The 23,211-nt window shown below is 70.6% G+C and carries 23 protein-coding genes and 2 pseudogenes; 6 read left to right on the top strand and 19 right to left on the bottom strand.

All coding sequences use genetic code 11. The features are described from left to right. Positions 1–3 precede the first annotated feature (3 nt). A complete protein-coding gene (locus tag AC3IYJ_RS37675) occupies positions 4–486 on the bottom strand; it encodes a MarR family winged helix-turn-helix transcriptional regulator (RefSeq protein WP_489399010.1) in 483 nt (160 codons plus the stop codon). Positions 487–673: 187 nt separating this feature from the next. Between AC3IYJ_RS37675 and AC3IYJ_RS37670 the strand changes: the two genes are divergently transcribed. Continuing rightward, complete coding sequence (locus tag AC3IYJ_RS37670; protein ID WP_489403046.1) at positions 674–2,095, top strand: MFS transporter; 1,422 nt, start codon at positions 674–676, stop codon at positions 2,093–2,095. Between the two features lie 143 nt (positions 2,096–2,238). On the opposite strand, the gene AC3IYJ_RS37665 is transcribed toward AC3IYJ_RS37670, so the two are convergent. The 3 genes from AC3IYJ_RS37665 to tnpA form a co-directional block, all read right to left on the bottom strand. Beyond that, positions 2,239–3,453: an IS110 family RNA-guided transposase gene (locus tag AC3IYJ_RS37665; RefSeq protein ID WP_489398780.1), complete on the bottom strand. Its 1,215-nt coding sequence runs from the start codon at positions 3,451–3,453 to the stop codon at positions 2,239–2,241. A gap of 280 nt (positions 3,454–3,733) precedes the next feature. Continuing rightward, complete coding sequence (locus AC3IYJ_RS37660; protein ID WP_489399009.1) at positions 3,734–4,102, bottom strand: hypothetical protein; 369 nt, start codon at positions 4,100–4,102, stop codon at positions 3,734–3,736. A 159-nt stretch (positions 4,103–4,261) separates the two neighbouring features. Further along, a complete protein-coding gene (gene tnpA / locus AC3IYJ_RS37655; protein ID WP_489399008.1) occupies positions 4,262–4,690 on the bottom strand; it encodes an IS200/IS605 family transposase in 429 nt (142 codons plus the stop codon). Between the two features lie 23 nt (positions 4,691–4,713). Here tnpA and AC3IYJ_RS37650 point away from each other — a divergent pair, with 23 nt between their 5' ends. Further along, a complete protein-coding gene (locus AC3IYJ_RS37650) occupies positions 4,714–5,874 on the top strand; it encodes an RNA-guided endonuclease InsQ/TnpB family protein (protein ID WP_489399007.1) in 1,161 nt (386 codons plus the stop codon). A gap of 96 nt (positions 5,875–5,970) precedes the next feature. Here the strand turns inward: AC3IYJ_RS37650 and AC3IYJ_RS37645 are convergent, their stop codons facing one another. Continuing rightward, entirely contained in the window at positions 5,971–6,693 is a 723-nt protein-coding gene (locus tag AC3IYJ_RS37645; protein ID WP_489399006.1) for an SDR family oxidoreductase, read from the bottom strand. 96 nt (positions 6,694–6,789) lie between these two features. On the opposite strand from AC3IYJ_RS37645, the pseudogene AC3IYJ_RS37640 reads away from it, so the two are divergent. Then, a pseudogene (locus AC3IYJ_RS37640) lies at positions 6,790–7,760 on the top strand (AraC family transcriptional regulator). Between the two features lie 72 nt (positions 7,761–7,832). Here the strand turns inward: AC3IYJ_RS37640 and AC3IYJ_RS37635 are convergent. The 4 genes from AC3IYJ_RS37635 to AC3IYJ_RS37620 form a co-directional block, all read right to left on the bottom strand. Further along, positions 7,833–8,525 carry a response regulator transcription factor gene (locus tag AC3IYJ_RS37635; protein ID WP_489399005.1) on the bottom strand — a complete coding sequence of 231 codons (693 nt, stop codon included), beginning with the start codon at positions 8,523–8,525 and terminating at the stop codon, positions 7,833–7,835. Next, positions 8,522–9,730, bottom strand: coding sequence for a sensor histidine kinase (locus AC3IYJ_RS37630; RefSeq protein ID WP_489403045.1), 1,209 nt, complete (start codon positions 9,728–9,730; stop codon positions 8,522–8,524). The genes AC3IYJ_RS37635 and AC3IYJ_RS37630 overlap by 4 nt, the downstream gene beginning before the upstream one ends. 25 nt (positions 9,731–9,755) lie before the next feature. Further along, entirely contained in the window at positions 9,756–11,978 is a 2,223-nt protein-coding gene (locus tag AC3IYJ_RS37625; protein ID WP_489399004.1) for an MMPL family transporter, read from the bottom strand. Positions 11,979–12,254: 276 nt separating this feature from the next. Next, positions 12,255–12,581: a hypothetical protein gene (locus AC3IYJ_RS37620; protein ID WP_489399003.1), complete on the bottom strand. Its 327-nt coding sequence runs from the start codon at positions 12,579–12,581 to the stop codon at positions 12,255–12,257. Between the two features lie 185 nt (positions 12,582–12,766). Here AC3IYJ_RS37620 and AC3IYJ_RS37615 point away from each other — a divergent pair, with 185 nt between their 5' ends. Continuing rightward, a complete protein-coding gene (locus AC3IYJ_RS37615; protein WP_489399002.1) occupies positions 12,767–13,198 on the top strand; it encodes a VOC family protein in 432 nt (143 codons plus the stop codon). Between the two features lie 113 nt (positions 13,199–13,311). Here AC3IYJ_RS37615 and AC3IYJ_RS37610 read toward each other — a convergent pair whose 3' ends face one another. Both AC3IYJ_RS37610 and AC3IYJ_RS37605 read right to left on the bottom strand, forming a co-directional pair. Then, complete coding sequence (locus AC3IYJ_RS37610; RefSeq protein ID WP_489399001.1) at positions 13,312–13,581, bottom strand: hypothetical protein; 270 nt, start codon at positions 13,579–13,581, stop codon at positions 13,312–13,314. A 125-nt stretch (positions 13,582–13,706) separates the two neighbouring features. Beyond that, the gene (locus AC3IYJ_RS37605) at positions 13,707–15,188 is read right to left on the bottom strand and encodes a hypothetical protein (RefSeq protein WP_489399000.1); all 1,482 of its coding nucleotides are present in this window, start codon (positions 15,186–15,188) and stop codon (positions 13,707–13,709) included. A gap of 435 nt (positions 15,189–15,623) precedes the next feature. On the opposite strand from AC3IYJ_RS37605, the gene AC3IYJ_RS37600 reads away from it, so the two are divergent. Continuing rightward, positions 15,624–15,863 (top strand): hypothetical protein, encoded by a 240-nt coding sequence (locus tag AC3IYJ_RS37600; protein ID WP_489398999.1) that lies wholly within the window; start codon positions 15,624–15,626, stop codon positions 15,861–15,863. Between the two features lie 135 nt (positions 15,864–15,998). Here the strand turns inward: AC3IYJ_RS37600 and AC3IYJ_RS37595 are convergent, their stop codons facing one another. The 6 genes and pseudogenes from AC3IYJ_RS37595 to AC3IYJ_RS37570 all read right to left on the bottom strand — a co-directional run. Next, the gene (locus tag AC3IYJ_RS37595; protein ID WP_489398998.1) at positions 15,999–17,171 is read right to left on the bottom strand and encodes an FAD-dependent oxidoreductase; all 1,173 of its coding nucleotides are present in this window, start codon (positions 17,169–17,171) and stop codon (positions 15,999–16,001) included. Positions 17,172–17,220: 49 nt separating this feature from the next. Continuing rightward, positions 17,221–18,786: an MDR family MFS transporter gene (locus AC3IYJ_RS37590; protein WP_489398997.1), complete on the bottom strand. Its 1,566-nt coding sequence runs from the start codon at positions 18,784–18,786 to the stop codon at positions 17,221–17,223. 221 nt (positions 18,787–19,007) lie between these two features. After that, positions 19,008–20,273 carry an MFS transporter gene (locus AC3IYJ_RS37585; RefSeq protein ID WP_489403044.1) on the bottom strand — a complete coding sequence of 422 codons (1,266 nt, stop codon included), beginning with the start codon at positions 20,271–20,273 and terminating at the stop codon, positions 19,008–19,010. A gap of 17 nt (positions 20,274–20,290) precedes the next feature. Beyond that, positions 20,291–20,830: an ArsR/SmtB family transcription factor gene (locus tag AC3IYJ_RS37580; protein ID WP_489398996.1), complete on the bottom strand. Its 540-nt coding sequence runs from the start codon at positions 20,828–20,830 to the stop codon at positions 20,291–20,293. Positions 20,831–20,944: 114 nt separating this feature from the next. Then, positions 20,945–21,379 carry a sensor histidine kinase gene (locus AC3IYJ_RS37575; RefSeq protein WP_489398995.1) on the bottom strand — a complete coding sequence of 145 codons (435 nt, stop codon included), beginning with the start codon at positions 21,377–21,379 and terminating at the stop codon, positions 20,945–20,947. A 163-nt stretch (positions 21,380–21,542) separates the two neighbouring features. Then, positions 21,543–21,623, bottom strand: a pseudogene (locus AC3IYJ_RS37570) (histidine kinase); the annotation flags it as partial. Between the two features lie 10 nt (positions 21,624–21,633). Between AC3IYJ_RS37570 and AC3IYJ_RS37565 the strand changes: the two are divergent. Continuing rightward, positions 21,634–22,134, top strand: coding sequence for a GDSL-type esterase/lipase family protein (locus AC3IYJ_RS37565; protein ID WP_489398994.1), 501 nt, complete (start codon positions 21,634–21,636; stop codon positions 22,132–22,134). Positions 22,135–22,209: 75 nt separating this feature from the next. Here AC3IYJ_RS37565 and AC3IYJ_RS37560 read toward each other — a convergent pair whose 3' ends face one another. Together AC3IYJ_RS37560 and AC3IYJ_RS37555 are read right to left on the bottom strand one after the other, a co-directional pair. Beyond that, positions 22,210–22,422 carry a hypothetical protein gene (locus tag AC3IYJ_RS37560; protein WP_489398993.1) on the bottom strand — a complete coding sequence of 71 codons (213 nt, stop codon included), beginning with the start codon at positions 22,420–22,422 and terminating at the stop codon, positions 22,210–22,212. 218 nt (positions 22,423–22,640) lie between these two features. Continuing rightward, positions 22,641–23,048, bottom strand: a complete 408-nt coding sequence (locus tag AC3IYJ_RS37555) for a hypothetical protein (RefSeq protein ID WP_489398992.1) — start codon at positions 23,046–23,048, stop codon at positions 22,641–22,643. Positions 23,049–23,211: the final 163 nt, after the last annotated feature.

Genomic DNA, 23,211 nt, shown 5'->3' with positions numbered 1-23,211 from the left:
CGCCTACGAGTCCTGTTCCTTGAGGTGGGTGTCCATGGTGGTGTTGAGGTCGGCCATGAACGCTTCGAACTGGTTCAGGACCTGGGGCGGGTAGTTCGACATCGCCGCGTCGAGGCGGTGGGCGATCGGGTCGAAGAACTCCTCCGCTCGTTCCTGGATGTGTCCTCCGCCGCGCAGGGTGACGATGCGCCGGTCGGTGTGTTCGCGGGCGCGGGTGATGTGTCCCGCGGCTTCGAGCCGGTTCAGCAGTGCGGTGGTGGCTCCGGTGGACAGGGAGATCCGCTCGCTGAGCCGTGCCGGTGACAGGGGTGTGCCGCGCTCCTCGGCGGCGGTGATCTGGAGCAGCGCGATGGCGTCGGTGGAGTGCAGACCGAGCCAGGCGGCGAAGCGGCGGCCGAGCTCGGTGTAGTGGGTGCCGTAGATCCTCAGTGCTTCCGTCAGCCGCTCGCGTTGTTCCGCGACGTCGTCGCGCTTGGCCTCTTCCACGGGACCCTCCACCCTTGTCGTCCGCCGCGCGGTCACATCGGCATCGCAGGTTGACAACCTACCTCCATCATTTTACCTTCACCATGGAATTACTTCACCATGGAGGTATTTACTCGTGTCCGCCCCTGCCCCCACCCCCGACACCGCCGTCGAGCCCTACCGATGGCGGTGGCTGATCCTCGCGGTGATGATCACGGCCGAGATCATGGACCTCCTGGACGCCTCGATCGTCAACGTCGCCGGACCGGACCTGGAGGAATCCCTCGGCGCCGGCTCCGTGGGACTGCAATGGGTCATCGGCGGCTACGCCCTCGCGCTGGGCGCCGGACTGGTCCTCGGAGGCCGGCTCGGCGACCGTTACGGTCGGCGCCGGATGTTCCTGATGGGCCTGGCCGCCTTCACCGCCAGCTCACTGATGTGCGCGCTCGCGCCGAACATCGAGTCGCTGATCGCCTTCCGTCTGCTGCAGGGCACCGCCGGAGCGATGCTGCTGCCCCAGGGCCTGGGCCTGCTGAGGGAGAACTTCTCCGGCCCCGAGCTCACCAAGGTCTTCGCGATCTTCGGGCCCGCCCTCGGCCTGGGCGGCATCATCGGCCCGGTCCTGGGCGGCTTCCTGATCGAGGGCGACTTCTTCGGCCTCGGCTGGCGGTCGGTGTTCCTGATCAACCTGCCCATCGGTGTCGCGGCCCTGATCGTCGCCGCGAAGTTCGTACCCGACAGGGCGGGCAGCCGCACGGTGCGGGTCGACATCGCCGGCGCGGCGCTGATCGCGGCCTCGTGCGCCCTGCTCGTGCTGCCGCTGAACCAGGGCCAGGAGGACGGCTGGCCGCTGTGGACATGGCTGAGCATGGCCGCCTCGGTGATCGGCTTCGCCCTGTTCGCCCTTCAGCAGCGCCGAACGGCCGCCGCGGGCCGCGAACCGCTGGTGACCCCCGCCCTGCTCCGCAAGCCCGCCTTCACCGTTGGGCTCGGCGGCATCGCCCTGTTCTTCGGCGGGCTGATCGGCACCCAACTCGTCCTGACCCTCTACCTCCAGATCGGCCATCGCTTCACCGCGGGCGAAGCGGGCCTCGGCAACCTGCCGCTGGCGGTGGGGACCGCGATCGGCGGCGCCGTCAGCGGCGCGTTCCTCGCGAACAGGATCGGCCGCCGCGTGCTCCAGGTCGGACCGCTGATCCAGCTGGCCGGAGCGGCCGTGCTGTGGTTCGAACTCGACGGCCTCGACACCGCCGCCTTCTCCATCTGGGACATCGTCCCCGGCACCGTCGTCGCGGGCATCGGCGCCGGCATGGTGATCGCCGCCCTGTTCAGCTTCATCCTCGCCGCGGTCGAAGACCATGAGATCGGCTCCGCCTCCGGCGTCCTGACGGCGGTCCAGGCGGTCGGCGGCTCCATCGGCGTCGCGATCTTCGGCTCGGTCTTCTTCGCGCGGGCCGAGAACGGTGACTTCACCACCGGCTTCCACCATGCGCTAATCGTCCAGGCATGCCTGCTGGTGGCGTTCCTCGCCATCACCTTCCTCCTGCCCAAGGAGTCCCGCCCCGAGGAGGAGCAGCACGGCATCGCCCCCGACGCCGCCGAATCCCACGCGACCCACCTCACCGTCTGACACCGTTCCGGGAACGAGGCCAGGGGCACATCGGTGTGGAGATGGCGACGATTCTGTCCTGCTACGGCCGGGGCCGCCCCGGGGGGGTGTCTCTATGTCTTTCGTCAAGGACGTGGTGCCGGGTATGAGGCTGTTTGGGATGGTCATGGGGCGAGGGTGGCGGCGGGGACTCTGGAGTCGTAGAAGGTGCCGTCTCGGAGCATGGCGAACAGGACACTGATGCGTTGTCGGGCGAGTCGTAGGAGTGCCTGGGTGTGGGTTTTGCCGCGGGCTCTTTGCCGGTCGTAGTAAGCGCGGGAGGCTGGGTCGGCGTTCATGCAGGCGAAGGCGGAGAGGAACATGGCGCGTTTGAGCTGGCGGTTTCCGCCGCGGGGTGCGTGTTCGCCGTGGATTGAGGTCCCCGACGACTTCGTGGTGGGGGCGAGGCCGGCGTAGGAGGCGAGGTGGGCGGCGCTGGGGAAGCTGGTGCCGTCTCCGACGGTGACCAGCAGGACGGCGGCGGTCCTGACTCCGACTCCGGGCATCGAGGTCAGGACCTGGTGAAGAGGGTGGGCCTCCAGCAGGCTGCTGATCTGCGCTTCCAGCGCACGGCGCTGGTCATGGACCGTGGCGAGCGAGGCGGCCAGGGACGGGATCACGATGTCGAGGGTGCCGGTTCCCGGGACCACGACGGTCTGCTCGTCGAGGGCGTCGAAGACGTCGTCGATCAGCCGGACGGCCATGCGTGGGGCCTTGGGGCGGATGAGTTCGACGAGTCTGCGGCGGCCGGCTTTCCGCAGTGCGGCCGGGGATCCGTGACGCTCGAGGAGCCAGGTGACGGCCGGGTGGTCCAGCCGCGGTCCCAGGACTCGTTCGAGGCTGGGGTGGAACTGGGTCAGCAGGCCGCGTATCCGGTTCGAAGTGCGGGTGGCTTCGGCGGCGAGGTCCTGGTCGAAGCCGGTCAGCACCGTGAGCTCGGCGGTGATCTGGTCGGTCAGCTCCAGCGACCGCAGGACGTGCGGCATGGTTCGGGCGGCGTCCGCGATCACCGCCGCGTCCTTCGCGTCGGTTTTCGCCTCGCCTGGATACAGGTCAGCGATCCGCCGCATCGAGAGCCCGGGCAGGTAGGCGACCTCACAGCCGGCGTCGCGGGCGACGGTCAGCGGCAGAGCGCCGATCGATGCGGGCTGGTCCACGATCACCAGCACCGTGCCGAACTTGGCCTTGAGTTTGTCGAAGACGGCCCGCAGCCTGGGTTCGCTGTTGGGCATCGGCTTGTCGAAGACCTTCTTGCCCGCCGGCGTCAGCCCGTGGCCGTGGTGGGCGCTCTTGCCGACGTCCATACCCAGGAAGACGCCCACATCGCCGGTGTCTAACATCGAACCCCTCCTGGGTGGTTGACCTGGCCGGCCACGGCGTTGGCACCGTACTCGCGCATCCACGTTATGCAGACCTGCCGCCCACGTCTCTGTCCGGCATTGCGCCGGACCGGGCGGTGGCCGGGTCTCTCATCAGCGGCTCCGACGGCACCCCACGGGCCCGGCGACACCACCCCCCAGGCCATCACTTCGACAGAGGGGACACAGTCATACCGGACCCGGAGGCCAGCGGCCCCGTTGCAGGACCGCGAAAAACATAACGGGGGACGGCGGGCCGACCTCACTGTCGCGGCGCCGTCGCCTGGCTCCGGCGGTGGATCGTGTGCAGGGCGAGGGCGGCGGTGAGGACTCCCGCAGCCACGAGTCCGTTGCGCGAGCGCCACGAGAGCACCGACCAGCTGGACCGGGCGGACAGCAGCGAGCCCGTACTGAGCCAGGAGCCGGCGGAAAGCAGCGAGAGGGAAGAGGCGATCGATCCGACACAGAGGGCGGAGCCCACCGAGCCGACCGACAGTACCGAGCCGACCGATCCGATCGACAGGACAGAACCGACTGATCCGATCGACAGGATCGAGTCCTTGGAGCAGAAGGAGAGGTAGGACCTGTCGTCCCGGCACCTCGGGTTCGCCGGTGCATGCAGTTCGGTCACAGGACTCATTGTGTCCCATCGCCGCCCAACGAGGGCACTGACCAGGCTGGGTGCGCAGAACAGCTGCGCCGCAATGCCGTGTTCAGCGGGATCTTGCGAGGAACCCCGGGCCTTCAGGGCCGGGAGGAATCGCTTCTCTGGGCTGCTCTGACCTGCGGCCTAGAGCGGACGTTTCTGCTGCTCGATGTACTCCTTGATGATGCCGAGGGGCACCCCGCCGCAGGATGCCGCGAAGTATGACGGGGACCAGAAGTGTGCTCCCCACAGGTACTTGCGGATGTGGTCGGGGAACTCCTGCCGGAGCCGACGTGCGGACACTCCCTTGAGGGATCCGACCAGCCGGGACAGGGCGACCTTCGGCGGGTAGTGCACCAGGAGGTGCACGTGGTCGCGTTCGCCGTTGAACTCGACCAGTTCGGTCTCGAAGTCCGCGCACACGGCGCGCATGACTTCTTCGCAGCGTGTGAGGATCTCGTCGGTGAAGGGGCCGCGCCGGTATTTGGGTGTGAAGACCAAGTGGGCATGGAGGGTGTAAACGACGGTTCTACCCCTGCGAATGTTGGGGTTTGGCTCCCAGCGAGGTGACATAGGTCAATGCTACGGTCATGGTGATGAAGCTCGTGACGCAGGTGAAGCTGTTGCCGGAGGCCGACCAGGCCGCCGCGCTGCGCTCCACCCTGCGCATGGTCAACGAGGCTGCCAACTGGGTGTCCGGCGTGGCGTTCGAGCAGGGCGTGCCGCGTGAGTACGAGCTGCGGAAGCACACCTACGCGGAGTTGAAGTCGCGGGGGCTGGGGGCGCAGGCTGCCCAGCACGTCATCAAGAAGACCCGCGACGCCTACACCACCCTCAAGGCCAGCATCAAGGCCGGGAACTACGGCAAGCCGGGTTCGAAGCGCCGGGTCAAGGTGGAGTCGAAGCCGGTCACGTTCCGGCCGGAGGCAGCGCAGCCGTTCGACGACCGGTGCCTGTCGTGGCAGTACGACGCCGGGACGGTGTCGATCTGGACGGTGGCGGGCCGGCTGAAGAACGTCCGCTTCGTCTGCTCGGCGGACGCGCTGAAGATGCTGCGTGAGCACCGCAAGGGCGAGTCCGACCTGATCGAACGCGACGGCGTGTTCTACCTGGTCGCGGTCTGTGACATCCCGGAGAAGCCGGTCAACGAGAACCCGTCCGGGTTCGTCGGCGTCGACCTCGGCATCGTCAACATCGCCACCACCTCCACCGGCTACCGTGCCGCCGGCCGGGGGCTGAACCGGCACCGCGCCCGGCAGCTCGAACTGCGCCGCAAGCTCCAGGCCAAGGGCACCAAGTCCGCGAAGCGTCTCCTCAAGAAGCGATCGCGCAAGGAAGCCCGGCACACCGCCAACATCAACCACATCGTCTCGAAGACCATCGTCACGACCGCTGAACGCACCGGCTCCGGTATCGCCCTGGAAGACCTCACGGGCATCCGCAGCCGGGTACGGCTCCGCAAGGACCAGCGGACCCCCTTGCACTCGTGGAGCTTCCACCAACTCGGCACGTTCCTTGAGTACAAGGCGCGCCGGGCCGGGGTGCCACTGGTGTACGTCGATCCGGCGTACACCAGCCGGCAATGCTCCGAGTGCGGCCACATCGACCGGCGCAACCGCCAGTCACAAGCAACGTTCGCATGCCGGGCCTGCGGGTTTTTGGCGAACGCGGACGACAACGCGTCCCACAACATCGCCCGCAAGGGCGCAACCGTGTGGACCGCGGGGCGTGAGTCACGCGTCCCTGCCACCCCATAAGGGGTGTCTGGACGGAGGAGCCAATCCAGCAGCCAGTTGGACGCTACCTCCAAGCCCGGTCCTTTAGGGCCGGGTCAAGTTGACTGCCTGAACAGGTCAGGCCAGCGCCGCTCCTCCGTCGAGGGTGAGCACCGTGCCGGTCGCGTAGCCGTTGCTCAGGAGGTAGAGGTAGGCCGCCGCGGCCTCCTCGGGACTGCCAACGCGCTGCACGGGGAGGCCGCTTCCCTGCGCTTGGAGGAAGGCCTCCGGCTCGGGCACGGTGCTGTCCCAGAGCTCGGTGCGGATCGCGCCGAGGCGGACCGCATTGACCCGCAGCGGGGCGAGTTCGAGGGCCAGGGCCAGCGTCAGACCCTCGACGGCTGCCGTGATGCTCGCGCCGAGCGAGGCTCCGGGGACGGGCCTGGTGGCGAAGGCGCCGGAGGTGAAGGTGATCGAGCCGCCGGAACGGAGCTTCGGCGTCGCGTACTTCGCGGCGAGCAGGGCACCCCAGAAGCGGCGCTCGAAGAAGGTCCGGGACTCCTCGGAGGTGAGGTCCGCGAGCGGCTTCAGCAGCAGGGACTCCCCCGCCGTGTAGACGAGGTGGTCGAACTCGCCGATCCCGTCGAAGAAGGCGGTGAGCGCGGCCTCGTCGGCGACGTCCAGCAGGATGCCTTCGGCCGGGCCGCCGAGCTTCTTCACCGCCATGTCGACCCGGTCCTGGTTGCTGGAGGCGACGACCACGTTCGAGCCCTGAGTCACTGCTGCCTGCGCGACGGCGAATCCGATGCCGGAGGTACCACCGATGACGACGACACGCTGGGTGTCCGATGTGTTGTTCATGGCCAGGACGCTATGTGTCCCCACTGAGACAGTTAATGGCCTGAAGTCTTGATTCCTTGTCTGATCGTCTCGGTCTCAGCGCGTTATGGTCACCGCATGGACATACTCAGCGACACGCTTGCGGCCCTGCGCACCGGACGCCCGTCCGTTGTCCGCACCGACGCGCAGGCGCCGTGGGGGTGCGCTTCCAGCCCATCGCGGGAGCCGGATTTCACGTCGTCGTCGAAGGACACTGCTTCCTCCTGCCGGTCGGCGGCGATCCGATGGCCCTGGGCCCCGGCGACGTCGTGTTCCTGCGGCGCGGCACCGGTCACGCCATCTGTGACGCGGTCACCAGCGATCCGGTCGCCTTCGAACCCGACCGCGTCGACACCTCCTCGCCGATCGGACGTTTCGCCGTCGAGGGCGACGGCGCTCGCAGCGTGCTGGTGTGCGGGTCCTACCACCTCGACATCGACCGGCCGCATCCGCTGCTCGGCGACCTCCCCGAGGTCATCCACCTCCCGGCCGTCCCCGGTCGCCATCCGTCGCTGCGCTCGGCGGTCGACCAGCTCTGCGCCGAGATCCACCGGCCTCAGCCGGGTTCGGACTCGGTGGTCACAGCGCTCGTCGATCTGCTGCTCCTCTACATCCTGCGGTCCTGGTACGCCGAGTTGCCCAGGGAGCAGACGCAGGGCTGGGCCTCGGCACTGAACGACCCGTTGATCGCCCCCGCGCTGAAAGCGATCCACGACGATCCGGCGCATCCGTGGACCGTCGAATCGCTGGGGAGCCGGGCCGGGCTGTCGCGCGCCGCGTTCGCCCGGCGGTTCACCACGGTGGTCGGCGAGCCGCCGCTCAGCTATCTGACGACCTGGCGGATGGCCAGCGCGGCGCGGATGCTGCGCGAGACGGCCGACTCGCTGAGCGCCGTCGCCGAGAACGTCGGCTACACCTCGGAATTCGCCTTCGCGAAGGCCTTCAAGCGGCACTTCGGCGCCCCGCCCGGGGCGTACCGGCGCGATCGGCGGACGGCGTCGGGCACGCTGCCGGTCCCGCTGCCAGTGCCGGTACCGGTCCCGGTCTGATTCTGTTGGGCCGGAGTTCGGTCGGGACCCCGCGGGTCGAGGGCACGGGGGTCGCGCCGGCCTTCGCCGCGCTCAGTCCCCTGCGACCACCAGCCCCGACTCGTAGGCAGCGATGACGAGTTGCGCGCGGTCGCGTACGCCCAGCTTGCCCATGATCCGGCTCACGTGGGTCTTCGAGGTGAGGGGGCTCAGCGACAGGGCGTCGGCTATCTCGGTGTTGTTCAGGCCCCGGGCCACGAGGGTGAGGACCTCCCGCTCCCGTCCGGAGAGCGGGTCCAGGGCGGCGGGGGCCGAAGTGGTGCCCGGGGAGCGCAGGACGCGGGCGATCAGGCGGGCCGTCGGGCCCGGCGAGAGCAGCGATTCGCCGCCCGCCACCGTGCGGACGGCCGCGAGGAGTTCCGCCGGCCTGGTGTCCTTGACGAGGAAGCCGGAGGCGCCGGAGCGCAGCGCTTCGAGCACGTTCTCGTCGGTGTCGTACGTGGTGAGGACCAGGACCTTCACCCCGGCCAGGTCCTCGGCGGAGGCGATCATCCGGGTCGCCTCGATGCCGTCGGTGCCGGGCATCCGGATGTCCATGACGACCACGTCGGCCCGTTCGGAGTGGGCCAGTTCCACCGCTTCCCGCCCGTTGCCGGCCTGTCCGACGACCTCCATGTCGGGGGCCGACTCGATGAGCATCGCGAAGGCCGCCCGTACGAGCGTCTGGTCGTCGGCGAGCAGTACCCGTATGACCCGGTCCTGACCTTCGTGGGGTGGCGTGGTCACGCGGATGCCTCCGAGGGGCGCAGTGGCTGGGATTGCAGGTGAGGATGGGACGGCTGGGGTGGCAGTGGCAGGCTCGCCTCGACTTCGAAGCCGCCGCCGGGGCGCGGGCCCGTGGACAGGGTGCCTCCGACGCTGCGGGCCCGCTCGCCCATGCCGACGATGCCGTAGCCCGGAGCCGTGGACCCGGAGACCGGGCCCCGGCCGTCGTCGCCGACGGTGACCCGCAGGGCCCCGTCCGCCACCGCCACCCGGACCCGGACGGTGGTGCCGGGGCCCGCGTGGCGTACCGCGTTGGTCAGCGACTCCTGGACGATGCGATAGGCGGCGGCCCCCACGGTGGGCGGGATGTGGACAGCGCCGGTGTCCATGGTCAGCTCCGCCCCTGCCGTACGGACCAGGCCCGCCAGCCCCGCGAGGTCCGGCAGCGGCCCTTGCTCGTCGGCGCGGAGCACGGTCAGAGTGGTACGCAGCTCCGCGCGCGCCTCGCGGCAGGTGTCGGCTATGGAGTCCAGCGCCTCGGCGATCGCCGCCCGGTCGAGCCGCTCCGGATCGACGGTCAGGACGTGGGCGGCGACGGAGGTGCGGACGCCGATCAGCGTGATGCTGTGGGCCAGCAGGTCGTGCAGGTCGCGGGCGATCCGCAGCCGCTCCGCCGCGATCTTGCGGTCGGTGTCCTGTCCGAGGCGGGCGCGCTCCTCGGCCAGGAACTTGCGGTAGTTGCGGATGGCAACGCCGAACACGAGGGCCGCCACCAGCCAGCCGGAGGTGCGCAGCAGGTCCAGGGCGCCGTGGGCACCGAGGAACGACATGGCGCTCACCGCGAGGCCCACGACGCACGCGCCGACGGCCACCGTTCGGCGGACGGTGCCCGTGGCGGCCACGGTGTACAGGGCGAGCATCGCGGCCGGCATGGGGGCGGCGTGGGCGTTGCCGAGGATTTGGTACGGGAGGATGCAGGCGACGACCACGATCAGCGCCCCGAGCGGATGGCGCCGCCGCCACGCCAGGAACAGCACCGCGCAGGCGAGCAGCGCCCAGCCGAGCGCGTCCGGCCGCAGCGCGGTGTCGGCGTAGGCCATGGCCCAGCAGAGCACGGCGACACCGGCCGCGATCGCCGCGTCGTTCCGCGCCGATCGCGAGGCTGCCAGGGGGTCTTGATGCAGTACGCGCAGTACGCGCTCGGCCGCGCTCGGGGTGTCGATCATTTCTGCCACCCGCACATCGTCGCTCTCATCGCCGGTCGCCGACCAGTTCCAGCGCGGGTGCGGCGGCCGGGACCGGGGTGTCGCCGGGCCGGCTTGGCCACCACACCTTGCCGCCGAGCAGCACGCTGGCGCTGGTCACGAGGTAGGTGCGGACGAGGAAGGTGTCCAAGATCACTCCGACCGCTACGATCGTGCCCAGCTCCACGAACATCACCAGCGGCAGCGCGGCCAGCACCGCGAAGGTCGCCGCCAGGACGATCCCCGCCGAGGCGATCACCCCGCCGGTGGTGCGCAGCGCGGTCAGCGCGGCCTGTCGCGGATCGGCGCCGTTACGGGTTTCCTCGCGGGTGCGGTGCATGAGGAAGATGCCGTAGTCGACGCCGAGGGCGACCAGGAAGACGAAGGTCAGCAGCGGCATCCCCGGGTCCATCCCGTTGTAGCCGAACACCGGCCCGAAGAGCAGCCCGCCGATGCCGAGCGCCGCGCCCCACACCAGGACGACGGCGCCGACCAGGAGCAGTGGGGCGACCAGGCTGCGCAGCAGCAGGATCAGGACGAGCAGTACGGAGACGAGGACGAGGGGGATGACGATCAGCCGGTCGTCGGCGTTGGCGGTGGCCAGGTCGAGTTCCTGGGCGCTGGCGCCGCCCACGTGCGCTCCGTCGAGTGCGGCCCGCAGCCGTCCGATGGTGGCGCTCTCCTGCGGTGACTGCGGCACGGCCTCGGCGGTGACGGCGATCTCCGTCCAACCCCCGCCGCTGCGGCCCCGTTCGGCGCCCGCGACACCTTCGACCTCGCGGGCCGAGGCGAGGATCCGGTCGGCGTCCGCGGTGGGGGCCATGACCTCGACGGGTTCGGTGCCGCGGTCCGGGAAGGCCTCGGCGAGCGTCTGCATCGCCACGATCGACTCGGGCCTGCTGGTGAAGCCGTCCCCCTTCTGGAGCGGCCCGGGCAGGTTGAACACACCGAGCGCCAGCGCGCCGAGCAGCACGACTCCCGTCACCAGTACGGCGACCGGCCGCCTGCCCGCCGAACTTCCCATCGAGGCGAAGACGTTGAGGCGGCGCGTCCTGGGTTCGCTGCCGTACACGGGGATCAGCGGCCAGAACACCCGCCGTCCGAGCAGCACCAGGATCGCCGGCAGCAGCGTCGTCATCGCGGCCAGCGCGCACACCACGCCCACCGCGCCGACCGGGCCGAGGCCCCGGACACTGTTGAGGTCGGCGGCGAGCAAGCAGGCCAGACCGGCCACGACGGTCCCGCAGGAGGCCAGCAGGGCCGGACCGCAGCCGCGCAGTGCGCTGCGCATCGCGTCGTACGGGAGGGGGGTGCGGCGCAGTTCGTCGCGGTAGCGGGCGATGAGCAGCAGCGCGTAGTCGGTGCCCGCGCCGAAGACCAGGACCGTCATGATCCCGGCGCTCTGGCTGTTCACGGTGACCCCGAAGCCCGATGCGAGGCCGTACACGGCGGCCCGCGCGCAGACCGCGCTCACCCCGACCACCGCCAGCGGCACCAGCCAGAGCACCGGGCTGCGGTAGGTGAGGATCAGGAGCAGGGCCACCACCAGGCCGGTCGCCAGCATCAGCGTCCCGTCCACCGATCCGAAGACCTCCTTGGCGTCGACCTGGACGGCCCCTTCGCCGCCGACCCACACGCTCAGCCCGTCGGCGCCGCCGCGCACGTGGGCCCGTACGCCGTCGACGAAGGCTTTCCGCGCGGCGTCGTCCGTGCCGGGCGCGGTCGTGGACACCGCGTACATGAGGGTGGCGCCGTCCTCGGAAGGAACGCCGGGGCCGTGGAGGCGGGGGCCGAAGTCCCGGGGGTCCTTCGAAGTGGCGAGCAACGCGGGGGACTTGGCGGAGCGGGGGTCGGCCGTGGCCGCCGGGCCAGTCGTACCCGCCGGGCCCGTGACCTCCTCGACCTGACGTGCGGTGGTGCCCCGGTCCGCGGCGGTCAGACCGCCGTCACGGTGGTAGACGAGCAGCACGCTCGTCACCTCGCCGCCGGGCAGCTGGTCCTTGAGCCTGGCCACCTGTGTCGAATCGGCGCTCGACGGCAGGTAGTCCGCCGTCCGGTCCCGCTGTACGTCCGCCAGCCCGCCCGCGAACGATCCGGCGACGGCGATCACGATCACCCACAGCGCCAGCACTCCCCACGGAACGGCCTTGCGGAATCCGCCCGTTCTCCCTGCTCCCCCTGTGGTTTCCCCTGTTCTCCCCGCTTGCCCGGCTCGCACTGTCTGCCCCATCTCGGGCCCCCTCCGCATGGACTCGGCCGGGTGGCCCCGATGGCCGCCCCGCTGCTTCCAGCGTCCCGTCTCCGCAGGGCCGTTCCCTCAGGCCGGCGCAGGAGATCACGGCTACTCCCCCGGGCGTCCCGGAACCTCCCGTACTCCCGCGGGAGTAGCGCCGCGACTACGCGGGACGCGGCCGGCCACGCGGACGCCGAGGGTCCGCAGGCTCGGCGTCCTGGTCGTGCTCCGGCCCGGTGTTCAGGCGCCGGCGAGGCCGGGGGACCTGGACACTCACCGGATCGTCGCCGCGTCCCCGACGAGCAGGACGGACTCCCACTCCGTCGCACGGTGGGACTCAGCCGCGGCGAGCAGAGGCAACCCCTCGGCCGGCTGCAAGGGGTCGGCCACGTGCGCGAAGCCGAGGGCGGCGCCGATGCGCTGGGCGACAGGAAGCTGCCCCTTGAGGGCATTGGCGTAACGGCTGTACGTCTCGAACCTCTTCTCGTCCCACCGTTCCTCCCGCTGCCGCTTCCACCTCCGGCGCTCGGTCAGGCTCTGCACGGCGTAGGAGCCGAGTGAACCGACCACGACACCCAACAGAGCCGGTAATTGGTCCAACAACGACACAGTCCACTCCCCCGGCCGATTTCCTGATGCGCACGCTCAACGCTCCGCGGCCGACAACGCTCGCCCTGCGGGGTGCCGCCAGTTCTTTCTCCCATCCCGCGTTTCGGCCAGCACGCGGGCAGCCCGTGGGCGACTGTGGACCTTTCCTGCAACGTTCGTGTTCGAGGAGGCCCTTGATGAACTGGACGCTCGAAGTGGTTCTGGTCCCTGTCACCGACATGGACCGGGCGAAGGAGTTCTACGCCGACAAGGTCGGCTTCGCCGTCGACCTCGACAGCGAGGTCGCACCCGGCATCCGCATCATCCAGATGACCCCGCCCGGCTCACGCTGTTCGATCGCTCTGGAGCACGGGATGCCCCCGGCGCCCGGCACGCGCCAGATGGCACCGGGTGAGCTGCAGGGCCTGCAGCTCTGCGTCACCGACATCGAAGCGGCGAGGGAGGAGCTGAGGGTGCGCGGTGTGGAGGTGTCGCCAGTGCGTCACATCGGCGAGAAGGGCTGGGAGGACGGCAAGGGCGACTCCTGGAACTCCTTCATGACCTTCACCGACCCGGACGGCAACGGCTGGGTGGTCCAGGAAGCCCCCTCGGAGCTGTCGGAACGCTGAGGCTCCCAAGGCGCTTTGGGCGGGGTGTTCTGCTTCCGGCAGGGATTCCCGTGCAGCCGTACGGACAGCGGGGCGGGGCGGGGGGCGTGGCGGGGCCTGGCGTCAGCCGGGGCTCAACCCGCCCGGGAGAGGAACAGGGACGCGAGGACCGTGGTCGCCGACACGGCGAGCACCCAGTTCCTCGCCAGCCCCGCCCTCAGGCCACCGGACACCGCCGCGTGCGACGATCCGCCAACACCTACGGAACGGTCCTCGCGGTCCTCACGGTCCCCGCGCAGGTCTTGGCACCAGGGGCATTCCTGGCCGTGTACGAACGCGTCCCGCCACCCCTCGCCGTCGAGGGGTGCCTGCGCGAACACCGGCACCGTTGCATCGTTCTCCACGACGGGAACAACGTCCTGCCGCGCTCCATGTCACCCGCATGGCGCGAGCCGAGACCAAATCGTTGGCCGGGGAGGGTGGAGCGGGGTTACGGGGCTCCGTCCGACCGTGCCGGGCCCGGCCACCGTCAGGCCGGGCCCAGTTCCGGGTCGCGGGTGGCGCGGACCTCCCAGCGGCCCGCCCGGTCGGAGGAGCCTCCCCGGAGCCACTTGAGCAGGACGCAGGCCGCCAGGGCCACGAGCGCGGCGAGCGCGGTCGTCAGCCATGCGGCGAGCCACGACATCGGCACCATCAGCACGAGGACGACCAGCCCGTAGGACAGGAGCATGCCCCCGAGAAAGGGCCAGTGGGCCCCCGGTTCCACGGCGGTGGGCCACGGGGCGAGGCGTACCCGGCGCTCCGGGTCGGTCTCCACCGGGGTGGCGGGGGCCAGGACCCGCTCGAACTCCTGGCGGTCCATCTTCAGCCAGGCCGCCTCCCCCTCGTCGGTGACGAAGACGACCGGCTGCTCGCTGCGGATCGCACGCCAGTTCCGGGCGCCGACCAGCCAGCCCGGCCGTTCCCCCATGCGGGCCACGAGGAGGGCGAGCCCGGCGGGTTCGAGGTTCGGGTTGCCGAGCAGCGGCTCGGAACCGTCCTCCAGCTCGAAGCGCAGCTTGTGGTCCGAGCTGACCCGGATCGTGCCGTCCACCGTTCCGAACGTCGTGTGCTGGTTGCACCGGGCCGCCTTGAGCCGTGCCCGCACGGCGGGCAGCGCCTCCCCTGCGGCAACGTCGGCGCGCAGGGTCCGGCGGGTGGGGTCGCCCGGAGGGACCCGGGTGAAGAGCAGCCCCCCGAAGAACGTCAGGACCGCTCCGACACCGAGAGCGATCTGGGTGCCGAGGGGCGGGAGGGAGAAGGCGAGCGGGGAGTCCGCCTCCAGGTACCGGTCGATGTGGTTCTCGGCGTCCACGACGCCGCCGAGTTCGGGCGCGGTCGGGGCGTACAACACGAGGGCGGCCTCACCCGGGAGGCCTCGCTCCGCCTCCTCCCGCTCCAGCATGCGGCCCCAGTCGAAGTGGACTCCGACGTGCCCGTTCACCACCTCGATGCGTCTGGTGCCCCTGCTGCCGCCCTCCGGACCGGCCAGGGGCACCTCGACCGTGACGTCCGCGGTGGCCACGCTGGACTTGGTCACTCCGGTCTTCACCTTGTGGACCTCGACGACGGTGCCCCGGACCGCCACGGCGCCGGCCTTCTGTATCGCCCCGATCCGCTTCAGGTCGTCGCCGTCCGGGCGGGCGATCAGCTCGGTGGCCACCGCCAGGGCGGGGAACACCACGACCACCGTCAGCAGCAGCGGCACGAAGTCCCTGAACGGCCTCTTCCAGGGCAGCATCCCGGGCGGCGGCGGCACCGGTTCTACCTGACTCGGCGGCGAGACCGGGATCGGCCGGGAGCCCGACCACACCCACCCGGCGGCCAACACCAGGGCCACCGCCCCGAGTACGACCACGTCCGGCCGGTACACCGACATGCCCGCGTGGAACAACAGCGTCCACAGGGCCAGCACCGCGAACAGCAGTGCTCCCCCGCCCAAGTACCTGGTCACCCAGGTGCGTCTCCCCATGATCCGGAATCTAGCAACCCCTGTGCGCGGGATCGGAACCACACCCGGCAGCGCTGTCGGGGCGGCCGGTCGACCATGTGGTCACAGCTGCGCGGTGCCGCCCTCCTGGCCCGGGGCACGCACGGTTTGCCCATGTCCCGCGAACCCCCGAGATGCCCCGGGGCCGATATGTGGCTAGCGTGGATGTGCGAGAGCCGCAACTGCGGTAAGCGCCATCGGCCGCCGCTACGCGCCATGCCTGAAGGCTGACCGCGCGTGCCCGGCCCAGCGCGTCACGCGTCACGGCCTGGAGCCGTGCCTCGACGGTGGATCCCCCTGTCTCGAATCTCCGTCTCCGCCTTGTGCGCGCTCGCGCAGGTTCGCATCGATCTTGCGCGAGGAGGCCTCGGCCCCGTGCCGCGCGGTACGCGGTACGAAACGGAAAGGTTTTCGATCATGCAGGCACTGAGAGTGAAGAGGTTGTTCGCGGTGTCCGCCATCGGAGTTCTGATGGCCGGCGGCGCCGCACTCGGAGCGGCTGGCACCGCCTCGGCGGCAGTCCCCACGCAATCCGTCACCTACGTCAGCCATGGCGGAGGCTGGGACCACGACGGCTACGGACACCACGGCTGGTACGACAACGGTGACGACGACTGGGGCGGCTACAACCACGGAGGTTACGACCACGACTGCTGACGCCGACCGGGCGGACCGTCCGCCTTGGCAACGACCATCGGCTCGCCCCCGGCTCCTGGCCGGGGGCGAGCACGTCGAGTCGTGTACGGGGTGTTGGCGGGTGTTGGCGTCGGCCCCGGGAGCCGATGCGATGGCTCAGGGGGCTTCGTGGGCGGCGAAGTCGGGGAGTTCGGTGGACAGCAGTTCTTCCGCGCCTCGGTAGAGGGCCTGCTGCATTTCGGTGGAGCGGGGCAGCATGGTCTTCTCGTAGACGCGGACGGCCTCCTCGACGGTGTCGCTGTTGACCACGGCGAGGGCGAGTTCGCAGGCGTCGAGCATGGCGAGGTTGACGCCGACGCCGAGCGGGGGCATGAGGTGTGCCGCATCGCCGAGCAGGGTGACGGTGGGGTTGTGGTCCCAGGTGTGGGGGACGGGGAGGGCGTGGATGGGGCGGTCGACGTAGGGGCCGTCGTTCTCGGCGATCAAGCGGCGCAGGGCCGGTGACCAGTCGCGGTACTGGTCGAGGAGGTGGGCACGGATGGCGTCGGTGTCCTTGACGGTCAGGCCGCTCGCGGTGATCCAGTCGGCGGGGACGCGCTGGATGACGTAGACGCGGATGTGGCCGCCGCTGTTGCGCTGGGCGAACAAGCCGCGCTCGCCGTCGGCCGCGGCGGCGCTGCCCTGGCCGACGAGTGCGGCGATCTCGGGGTGGCGGGTCTCTACTTCGTGGAACCAGGCTTCGAGGAAGCTGACCCCGGTGTAACCGGGGCGGGCCGGAGAAATCGCGCGGCGGACCTTGGACCAGGCGCCGTCGGCGCCGATGACGAGGTCGGCTTCGATGGTGGTGCCGTCGGCGAAGCTCACCCGGCGGGGGCCCTCTTCCGGGCCTTCGACGGACGACAGCGTGTGCCCCCAGCGGACGGTGCCGGGCTCCAAAGAGCTCAGCAGCAGGTTGCGGAGGTCACCGCGGTCGATCTCCGGCTTGAAGCGTTCGCCCTGGTCGGGGGTGTGGTGGAAGAGGATCGCGCCCGCCGGGTCCATCTGGCGCATCTCCTGCCCTTCGGGGCGGGAGAGCCGGAAGAAGTCCTCCAGGAGCCCGGCTTCGCGCAGGGCGATCTGGCCGTTGTCCTCGTGCAGGTCCAGGGACCCGCCCTGATCTCGGGCTTCGGGACCGCTCTCGCGGTCGTGGACGGTGACGGCGATGCCGTGCCGCTGAAGGATGCGGGCGCACGTCAGACCGCCGGGGCCGGCGCCGATGATGGCGATGCGCGGGGTGTGGGCGGTCGGGGTGGTGTGGGTGGTCTGGGTGGTCTGGGTGGTCGGGGCCATGGTGGTGCTCCGTTCCTACGGTGCTGCGGTGCGGCCGTGTGCCTGGGTGTCAGTTGGCCGGGGCGGCGACGGGGGCCTCGCCGGGGGTGGCGGCCGGTGCGGGCGGGCCGGCCTTCTTCAGGGGGACTTCGATGACGAAAAGCGCGGCAGCGAAGGCGAGGGCGCAGACGACCGCGGCGGCGAGGAAGATGTGGCTGGTGCCGTCCGTGACCGCGGCGAGGTAGGCGTCCTTGGCTCCGGCGGACAGGTCCCGCAGGGCGTTCGGGGAGGCGTCGCCGCCGGCCGGCAGGGCGGGCTGGACGGCGCGGGTGAACAGCGAGCCGAACACCGCGACGCCGAGCGAGCCGCCCAGGGTGCGGAAGAGGCTGACCGAGCTCATGGCTGCCCCCATGTCGCGCAGGGAGACGCTGTTCTGCGCGATGGTGCCGGCCATCTGCATCGTGAAGCCGAGGCCGATGCCGAGGAGGACCATGTACAGGCTGGTCAGCAGGAACGAGGTGTGCGCGTCCATGGTGGCCAGCAGGCCGAGCCCGGCGACCAGGAAGAGGGTTCCGACGACGGGGAAGATCTTGTACTTGCCGGTGGCGGACATGACCTTCCCGGCGATGGTCGAGACGATCACGACGGGGATCATCATCGGCAGCATCAGCAGGCCGGAATTGGTCGCGGAGGCACCCTGGACCGTCTGCTGGAAGAGCGGCAGGTAGAGGCCCGCGCCGAACATGACCACACCGGCCGCGAGGATCATGACCATCGCGAGCGGGTAGTTGCGGTGCCCGGTGAACACGCTCAGCGGGAGCAACGGCTCACTCACGCGCTTCTCGACCAGGACGAACAGGGTCAGGCTCACGATCGCGGCAGCGCCTAGGGACAGGACCTGCCAAGAACCCCAGGCGTAGGTGCTGCCCGCCCACGTGGCGGCCAGGACGATCGTGGTGATGGAGAGGGTGAGCAGGGCAATGCCTGCCCAGTCGATCTTCGCCTCGATGCGCTCGGCGGGGACCTGCAGCTTCAGCCACAGCCACACCAGGGCGACGAGACCGAGCGGCAGGTTCACGTAGAAGGCCCAGCGCCAGTCGAAGTGGCCGGTGACGAACCCGCCGAGGAGCGGGCCGCCGATGGTGCCGATCGCCATGACGGAGGCGGTCATGCCCTGGTACTTGCCGCGCTCACGCGGCGGTACGAGGGCTCCGATCAGCGCGAACGCGCCCGCGCCGATGCCACCGGCGCCGATGCCCTGCACGACGCGGTAGGCGATCAGCTCGCCCATCGAGCCGGAGGTCCCGCACAGGGCGGATCCGACGATGAACACGGCGATGGAGGCCAGGTACATCGGCTTGCGGCCGAAGAGGTCGCCGAATTTGCCCCAGACCGGGGTGGTGACGGCGGTGACGAGCGTGTAGGCGGTGACGACCCAGGAGATGTGTTCCAGGCCGCCCAGGTCGCCGACGATCGTGGGCATCGCGGTACTGACGACCATGTTGTCGAGCATCGACAGCAGCATCGCGAGCATGACGCCGAGCAGGACCCAACGCACGTTCTTCGGTACGGCTGCGGGGCAGGCGGAGGGGAAGGAGGCAGGGCCGGTGGAGGGGAGGGAGGCAGTCGTGGACATGACTGATCACTCCTTTCGGACATGAGAGTGGGAAGCCGAGGAGCGGGCGGGGTGCTGTTCCGACGCCCGCCTCCCCAGAAGAACACAACGGCTAAATAACTGCAACCGCTAAACTTTCAAATCCGTACAACCCAGGGGTGATCCGGTCCCACTTGCACGCTTCCGGATCACTGGGGAACTCCCGTTCGCTTGGAGCTTGGCGTCGGCTCGACGACCACGGTCTAGACGGCACGCTCCTGAACGAGATCGCGGGATTCCTGCTGCTCGGGATCATCGGCCGGGGCCGCGGCACGCAGCGCCGCCTCGACCCGGCGGTTGGTGGTCATGGTCGACGTGACGGCGGTCATGGCGAGGAGGAGACCGGCGGCTGTGTAGAGCGGGGTGCGTACGTCGTAGGCGGTGGCCAGCCAGCCGCCGAGGAAGGCGCCGAACGGGGCGGCGCACATGGCGAGCATGCGGGAGGTGGAGGCGACCCGGCCCATCAGGTGGGCGGGAACGATCGTCTGACGGAGGGAGGGTGCGAGCACCATCGTGGCGCCCATGCCCGCTCCGCAGACGGCGAGCGCGAGTCCGGCGACGTACGGGTTCGGGGCGGCGGCGAGGCCCAGGATGGCGAGCCCCTCGACTGCGGCCGTGCAGGTCAGCGCGGTGCCGGTGCCGAGTCGTCGGCCGAGGAAGGAGGCGATGCCCGCGCCGAGCAGACCGCCGGTGGCCTCCGCCGTGAGGAGCAGGCCGAAGCCGAAGGCGCCGATGCCGAGACGATCGTGCGCGAAGAGGGCCAGTACGGTCTCCACGGCGACGAAGGCGATGTTCCCGACCGCGGGACGCAGCGCGAGCCCGAGCAGCAACCGATCGCGGAATACGTACGAGGCACCGGCCCGCGCCTGCCGCAGCAGCGACTCGCGGGCCTGCGGCACCGGCCGGGGCACGGCGGGCAGCGACCGTACGAGCAGGGCGGACACCGCGAACGACACCGCGTCGGCGAGCAGCGGAACCGCCCGCCCGAGCGCGAGCAGGGCACTGCCCGCGGGCGGTCCCGCGAAGCCGGACGCGGCGGTCTGGGCGCCGCGCAGGCGGGAGTTGGCGCGCTCCAGGAGCGCGGGGTCGCGGCCGAGCAGATCCGGCAGGTAGGCCGTGGCGGCCGTGTCGAAGAAGAGTCCGCCGAGGCAGAGCAGGAAGGCGACGGCCGCGAGCAGTGGAATGCTCAGCGCGTCGAGCGCGGCCGCTGCCGCTGGTATCGCGAGCAGCGCCGCACGCGCCGCGTCCGTGACCCACATGGTGCGTCGGCGGTCCCAGCGGTCCACCAGCGCGCCGCCGAGCACCCCGAAGAGCAGCCACGGCAGCGTTCCGGCGGCGGTGACGACGGCGAGCGCCATGGGATCCCGCGTCAAGGTCAACGCGAGCAGCGGCAGCGCGGCGTGTGTCACCCCGTCACCGAGCGAGGACACCGTCTGTGCGGTCCACAGCCGTCCGAACCCGGTCGGCAACTTCTTTGCCCCTGAGCTCACTTGGCCTCCTCCTCCGCCTGCTGGACCGGTGCCGGGTGGAACAGCGCGAAGACGAGTGACACGTCCGGCAGCGACGGATCGGACAGCTCCCGGTACTCGTCCGCCAGTGCCTCCAGCCGCGCTCCCAGCTCCGCGAACTGCTCCTCGGTGAGGCGCAGATGCGCCATCCGCACGTGTCGCTCGCTCTGCGCCGGTGCGGCTTCCAGGTCGGCCACCGCATGCCGCATGAGCACATCCGGGCCGCCCTCACCCGGATCCGGCAGCACGATCCCCCGCGCGGCCATCGCGTAGTACCGCTCGGTGACCCCCCGGACCTTCCGCGTCCGTACGACCTTCACCAGGCCGGCCCGCTCCAGCAGCCGTACGTGGTAGCTGGAACTCCCCTTCGCGAGGCCCACGCGCTCGGCGATCTGCGTGATCGTCGCGGGTTCGAAGCGGAGCACGGCCATGATCCGGTGACGCGTGAGGTTGGAGACGGCGCGCAGCTGCTCGTCAGTGGTGACGTGGATCGTCTCGGGAAGATCATCAGTTGACATGTCCCCAATGGTCAACACTTCTTGACCATTAGGCAAGGGGTTTGGCCCGGGTTTTCGGAATCGACTGTCCGGGAGCCCTCTGCGCCCGACAAAATCCGCTGCTGGTACCGGAGTTCAGGGGAGGCGCAGGGTGAGGGTGAGTCCGCCGTCGGCTCCGGGTCGCGCCGTCAGTACGGCGTGGTGGGTGTCGGCGATGGAGGCGGCGATGGAGAGTCCCAGGCCGTGGCCGGTGGTTGCGGTGCGGTCTCCGTCGAGGCGGTGGAAGGGCTCGAAGAGGTCGGGAACGCGGTCGGCGGGGATGCGTGGTCCGGTGTTCGTCACCGTCACGGTGGAGGCGTCGAGTCGTACGAGGACGTGGCCGCCGCGGTGGTTGTACTGGATTGCGTTGCGGATCAGGTTCGTCAGCAGGTGGCGCAGCAGGACCGGGTCGCCCGGAACGACGAGCGGGACGTCGCAGTCGGCTGTGAAGGTGTCGAGCCGCAGGCCGGACTGGGCTGCGAGCGGAGCGAGTTCGGCTGTCACGAGCCGAGTGACGGCTACGAGGTCCACGGGCTCGGTCCTCTCCAGCCCGCGGTCGCTGCGGGCCAGCAGGAGGAGTGCGTTGATGAGCTGTTCCGCTTCCCGGTTGGCGGTGAGCAGGTCCTCGCGGACTTCGGTGAGGCCCTCGGAGGGGGTCGGCTAGGCCGACCTGGAGGGTGGTGCGCTGGACGGCGAGGGGCGTCTTGAGTTCGTGGGAGGCGTTGGCGACGAAGCGGCGTTGGCTCTCGAAGGACCGCTCGAGCCGGTCGAGCATGGTGTCGAAGGTGTCGGCGAGGCGGTGGAGTTCGTCGTCGGGGCCGGCCGCCACCGCGGCGGAAGGTGACCGCCTCCAGTACGTGGCCCTCGGCGACTCCTACGCCGCCGCCCCGCTGGTCCGCCCCGCCGACCCCGCCGACCCGAAGTGCATCCGCCCGCTCGCCGACTACCCGCACGTCGCCGCCCCGGCGCTCGGCGCCGTCCTGACCGACGTGACCTGCTCGGGCGCCACCTCCGCGGACTTCAGCGCTCCCCAGTTCGACGGCACTGCGCCCCAGTACGACGCGGTCCTCGACACCGTCCACCGTCGCGCTCCGCACGCGCGGGTCTTCGTCGTCGGCTACGGCGCGTACTTCCGCGCCGGGGGCTGTTTCCCCTTCCAGCCCTACTGGGGCCAGGACGCCGACAACATCCAGGCGAAGGTCGACCAGCTGGGCGGCGTGCTGCGCGCGGCGGCCGCCCGGCACGGCGCCGCCTTCGTCGCCGTACGGGCGGACGCCGGGCACTGACGGTCGGCCCTCGGGGCCGGGGCCTGCCGAGGCCCCGGAGCCCCGCCCCCGCCCCCGCCCGGGTGCGTACCGGGATTACGGGCCGAAGTGGCGCAAGATCGCCGAGGCGGTCGGCAGGTCCTCGGGGCCCTCGGCGATCCCGGTCAGGGGCAGCACGTGGCGGTGGGTGCAGGAGCCGGACTGCTGATGGTCGATCTCCCACTCCCGGGCGGACGAAGCGGTGGCCGTGCTCGTCGCGTAGAGCGGCTGGCGACAAGCACGGCACCAGTAGAACGACCGCTCCCTCATGCCTGCGCCCCCGACCCGCACACGCACGAGGGAGGAACCGCACGCCGCCCGGCCGGTGGGCGCGATGCGCCGGCCGGATCACGGTGGAGCGGGGAGGCAGGAGTGGTCACCCTGAGGTGAAGGCTGTCGTCCATGGCTGCCGAAACGATCCCGCACCCCCCGACGTCACGGCCCTGTCCGCCATCCGCGTGCTCCGGGCGGCTCCGGGCGGCTCCGTCTCAGTCCGCTCTCCACATGCGCTCCAGCGCCTGCGCGTTCCGCGCACTGTCGTGGGCCCGTGCCGTTATCCGGGCGCGGAGCTCCTCCAGGGCCTGCGGGTCGTGGAGGAGGTGGTCTTCGACCACCGCCCAGCCCGGTGTCCCGTCGCTCTGCGGCAGGGCGATGATCTGATGGTCGGTGCGGCCGGTGATCAGGACGGCCAGCAGGGCCAGGTACTCGCGTTGCAGGCCGGGACCGAATTCGTCACCCTCCGGACCGGCCAGGACGGCGGGATGCCCGCCCGCCAGCAGGGCGCAGGTCGCATCGGCGGCACGGAGCACCGCCTCGAACCCGGGCCGTCCCAGGCGCGCCAGGACTTGCCGCAGGTAGTCGTCGAGTAAGTCCGGCCCCTCGCCTGGTGTGCTCATCGCCGCCCCTGTGCCCCGTAGCCGGGACCGACCTTACGCCTGGCCGGAAGCGCTGTCCGGCACAATGCGCACTCCGCCGCAGAGTTCTGGACCTCGTCCCCGGGGACGGTCGCGCGTTCCGGGAAGCGGATCCAGGCCCGCCGTTCCTGCTGGACGGCTCCCA

Source organism: Streptomyces sp. GL_140, from assembly GCF_057834465.1.
The sequence above is the reverse complement of the archived record's forward strand: the minus strand, read 5'-3'. Positions and strand labels throughout refer to the sequence as shown.

What these genes read in the sequence shown, in the direction of transcription:
- AC3IYJ_RS37615 (WP_489399002.1), top strand. Translation starts at nt 12,767, where the DNA reads ATGAACTGGACGCTCGAAGTGGTTCTGGTCCCTGTCACCGACATGGAC.
- tnpA (WP_489399008.1), bottom strand. Translation starts at nt 4,690, where the DNA reads ATGTCACCTCGCTGGGAGCCAAACCCCAACATTCGCAGGGGTAGAACC.
- AC3IYJ_RS37630 (WP_489403045.1), bottom strand. Translation starts at nt 9,730, where the DNA reads ATGATCGACACCCCGAGCGCGGCCGAGCGCGTACTGCGCGTACTGCAT.
- AC3IYJ_RS37605 (WP_489399000.1), bottom strand. Translation starts at nt 15,188, where the DNA reads ATGGGGAGACGCACCTGGGTGACCAGGTACTTGGGCGGGGGAGCACTG.
- AC3IYJ_RS37650 (WP_489399007.1), top strand. Translation starts at nt 4,714, where the DNA reads ATGAAGCTCGTGACGCAGGTGAAGCTGTTGCCGGAGGCCGACCAGGCC.
- AC3IYJ_RS37560 (WP_489398993.1), bottom strand. Translation starts at nt 22,422, where the DNA reads ATGAGGGAGCGGTCGTTCTACTGGTGCCGTGCTTGTCGCCAGCCGCTC.
- AC3IYJ_RS37590 (WP_489398997.1), bottom strand. Translation starts at nt 18,786, where the DNA reads ATGTCCACGACTGCCTCCCTCCCCTCCACCGGCCCTGCCTCCTTCCCC.
- AC3IYJ_RS37595 (WP_489398998.1), bottom strand. Translation starts at nt 17,171, where the DNA reads ATGGCCCCGACCACCCAGACCACCCAGACCACCCACACCACCCCGACC.
- AC3IYJ_RS37670 (WP_489403046.1), top strand. Translation starts at nt 674, where the DNA reads ATGATCACGGCCGAGATCATGGACCTCCTGGACGCCTCGATCGTCAAC.
- AC3IYJ_RS37580 (WP_489398996.1), bottom strand. Translation starts at nt 20,830, where the DNA reads ATGTCAACTGATGATCTTCCCGAGACGATCCACGTCACCACTGACGAG.
- AC3IYJ_RS37555 (WP_489398992.1), bottom strand. Translation starts at nt 23,048, where the DNA reads ATGAGCACACCAGGCGAGGGGCCGGACTTACTCGACGACTACCTGCGG.
- AC3IYJ_RS37665 (WP_489398780.1), bottom strand. Translation starts at nt 3,453, where the DNA reads ATGTTAGACACCGGCGATGTGGGCGTCTTCCTGGGTATGGACGTCGGC.
- AC3IYJ_RS37625 (WP_489399004.1), bottom strand. Translation starts at nt 11,978, where the DNA reads ATGGGGCAGACAGTGCGAGCCGGGCAAGCGGGGAGAACAGGGGAAACC.
- AC3IYJ_RS37645 (WP_489399006.1), bottom strand. Translation starts at nt 6,693, where the DNA reads ATGAACAACACATCGGACACCCAGCGTGTCGTCGTCATCGGTGGTACC.
- AC3IYJ_RS37600 (WP_489398999.1), top strand. Translation starts at nt 15,624, where the DNA reads ATGCAGGCACTGAGAGTGAAGAGGTTGTTCGCGGTGTCCGCCATCGGA.